Origin of the sequence: Mesorhizobium sp. M7A.F.Ca.US.006.01.1.1, assembly GCF_003997935.1 — a bacterium.
Lineage (GTDB): Bacteria > Pseudomonadota > Alphaproteobacteria > Rhizobiales > Rhizobiaceae > Mesorhizobium.
The window spans coordinates 1-2,736 of the sequence record NZ_RZQL01000432.1; the positions used below are offsets into that span (position 1 = coordinate 1).

General features: G+C 64.0%; 1 protein-coding gene. It reads right to left on the bottom strand.

Features of this window, described 5'->3' with window-relative positions:
• Positions 1 to 123 precede the first annotated feature (123 nt).
• Positions 124 to 2,736, bottom strand: a 2,613-nt coding sequence (pepN, locus tag EN943_RS36405) for an aminopeptidase N (protein ID WP_127416546.1), incomplete at its 5' end; no start/stop codon positions are given.

Genomic DNA, 2,736 nt, shown 5'->3' on the forward strand with positions numbered 1-2,736 from the left:
GGTGGGGTCGCTGAGGCAGTGCTCGACGTCTTTTTCTATCGGAGCGCCTTTTAGTGTCGGCGCACGCCGGAGAGGACCCCACCCCCGGCCTGCGGCCGGACCCTCCCCTCAAGGGGGAGGGGATTACGCCAGCGTGCGCTCGACGATATCGCGCAGATCCGCCGACAGATTTTCGGCGCCGGCGATCGACAGCAGCGCTTCCCTGGCCTTGGCCTGCCGCAAAGGTTCGAGCGAACGCCAGGATCTGAGCGCTGTCGCCAGCCTTGCCGCCACTTGCGGGTTGCGCTTTTCAACCTCGAGCACAGTCTGGGCAAAGAACCAGTAGCCTTCGCCGTCAGCACGATGGAAGCCGGTCTGGTTGGCGCTGGAGAAGGTGCCGATCAGCGAGCGCACCCGGTTCGGATTGCCCATCGAGAAGGCCGGGTGGTTGGTCAGGGCCTTCACGGTGTCGACGGTTTGCGGCCCTGGAACGCTGGCCTGGATCTGGAACCATTTGTCCATGACCAACGGGTCGGACCCATAGGTCGTCCCGAAAGCCGCCAGCGCCTCCACCGCCTCGGGCGAACCGTGGTGACGATGCGCGAGCACGGCAAGTGCTGCCGCGCGGTCGGTCATGTTGGTCGCCGACTGGAAATGTCCGGCGGCGAGTGCCGCTCCGCCCGGCTGCAGCGACAGATAATCCAGCAAGGTGTTGCGCAAGGCGCGTCGTCCGGCGCTCGCCGCGTCGGGGCTGAACGCTTCTCTGTCGGCAAGGATGCGGTAGAGGCCCGAAAAAACGTCCCGGTTCGCAGTGCCGATCGCCAACGCCAGTGCCTCGCGAGCCGCATAGATGGCATCGGGATCGATGTTCCTGCCGATTTCGCGGGCAATGTCGGCTTCGCCGGGCAGGGCCAGCGCCAGCGCCCGATAGGCCGGCTCCAGGGCCTCGTCACCGGCGATGCTGCCGGCGAGTTCGATCAGCCGCGGCGCAAAGGCCGGCTGCTTGCCGCCGAGGATTTCGCGGAAGGCTGAGATCAATGCATCGGTCAGCAATGTGTTGAAGGCCTGCCAGCGCGAGAAGGCGTCGCTGTCATGGCGGGCAAGGAAGAACTGGTCGTCGGCTTTCTGTTCGACGGACAATGTCACCGGCGCCGAAAAGCCGCGGTTGAGCGACACGGCCGGGCGCTCGGTGATGCCTGAAAACCGCACCATGTGGCGGCGCTTGCGGATATGGATGACGCCGTCCTCGACGCTGGCGCCCTCGACGCCGCTATACGCCACGGGCTTGCCGCCGGCGCCGATCAGGCCGAAAGCGAGCGGGATGTGCATCAGCCGCTTGCGGCTTTCGGAGGGTGTCGGCGGCACCGACTGCTCGATTTCGAGCGTGAATTCTTGCGCCGCCGGATTGTGCGTCGAACTGATCGTCAGGTTCGGCGTTCCCGCCTGATGATACCAGAGCGCGAACTGCGACAGGTCGCGGCCGGACGCATCCTCGAACACCTTGATGAAATCCTCGATCGTCGCCGCGTCACCGTCGTGCCGCTCGAAATAGAGGTCCATGCCGGCGCGAAAGACGTCGGCACCGAGAATTGTGCGGATCATGCGCACCACTTCGGAGCCTTTCTCATAGACCGTCGCGGTGTAGAAATTGTTGATCTCGCGGTAGCGGCGCGGCCGCACCGGATGCGCCAGCGGGCCCTGGTCCTCGGGAAACTGGTGGGCGCGCAAGGTGCGCACTTCGGCGATGCGCTTGACCGCCCGCGAGCGCTGGTCGGCGGAGAATTCGTGGTCGCGGAAAACCGTCAGGCCTTCCTTCAGACAGAGCTGGAACCAATCGCGGCAAGTGATTCTGTTGCCTGTCCAATTGTGGAAATACTCATGCGCTATGATCGCCTCGATATTGGCGAAATCGGCGTCCGTCGCGGTCTCCCGGTCGGCCAGAACATATTTGTCGTTGAAGATGTTGAGGCCCTTGTTCTCCATCGCTCCCATGTTGAAGTCTGACACGGCGACGATGTTGAAGACGTCGAGATCGTATTCGCGGCCGAACGCCTCCTCGTCCCATTTCATCGACCGCTTCAGAGCATCCATCGCGTAGCCGGCCAGCTTCTCCTTGCCGGGCTCGACATAGATGCCGAGCTCGACCGTGCGGCCCGATAGCGTGACGAAACTGTCGGCAAGCTGGCCGAGATTGCCGGCCACCAGCGCGAACAGGTAAGATGGCTTGGGGAAAGGGTCGTGCCACACCGCATAGTGCCAGCCGTCGCCGAGGTCGCCTCTGTCGACCGGGTTGCCGTTGGACAGGAGCAGCGGCGCTTCGTCACGCATTGCCTCTATGCGCACCGTGTAGACGGACAGGATGTCGGGACGATCGAGGAAATAGGTGATGCGGCGAAAGCCCTCGGCTTCGCATTGCGTGCAGTAGACATGGCTCGAGCGGTAGAGGCCCATCAGGGCTTCGTTGCCCGCCGGCGCCACCTCGGTCTCGATGAGCAACTGGAAGCGACGCGTCGCCGGTGGCTTGAGGATGGTCAGCTGGTCAGCCGTCGCCAGCAGATCCGCCGGTTTCACCTTCTTGCCGTCGATCTCGATGCGCTTGAGCGTCAGCCCGTCGCCGTCGAGCACCAACGGAGCCGACGCGGAGACGCCGTCACGGCGCTCTATCGTGAGCACGGCGATGACACGCGTTGCGTCTGGCGAAAGGCGGAAGGTGAGGTCGGTTTGCGGAATGAGGTAGTCGTTGGGGCGATAGTCTTC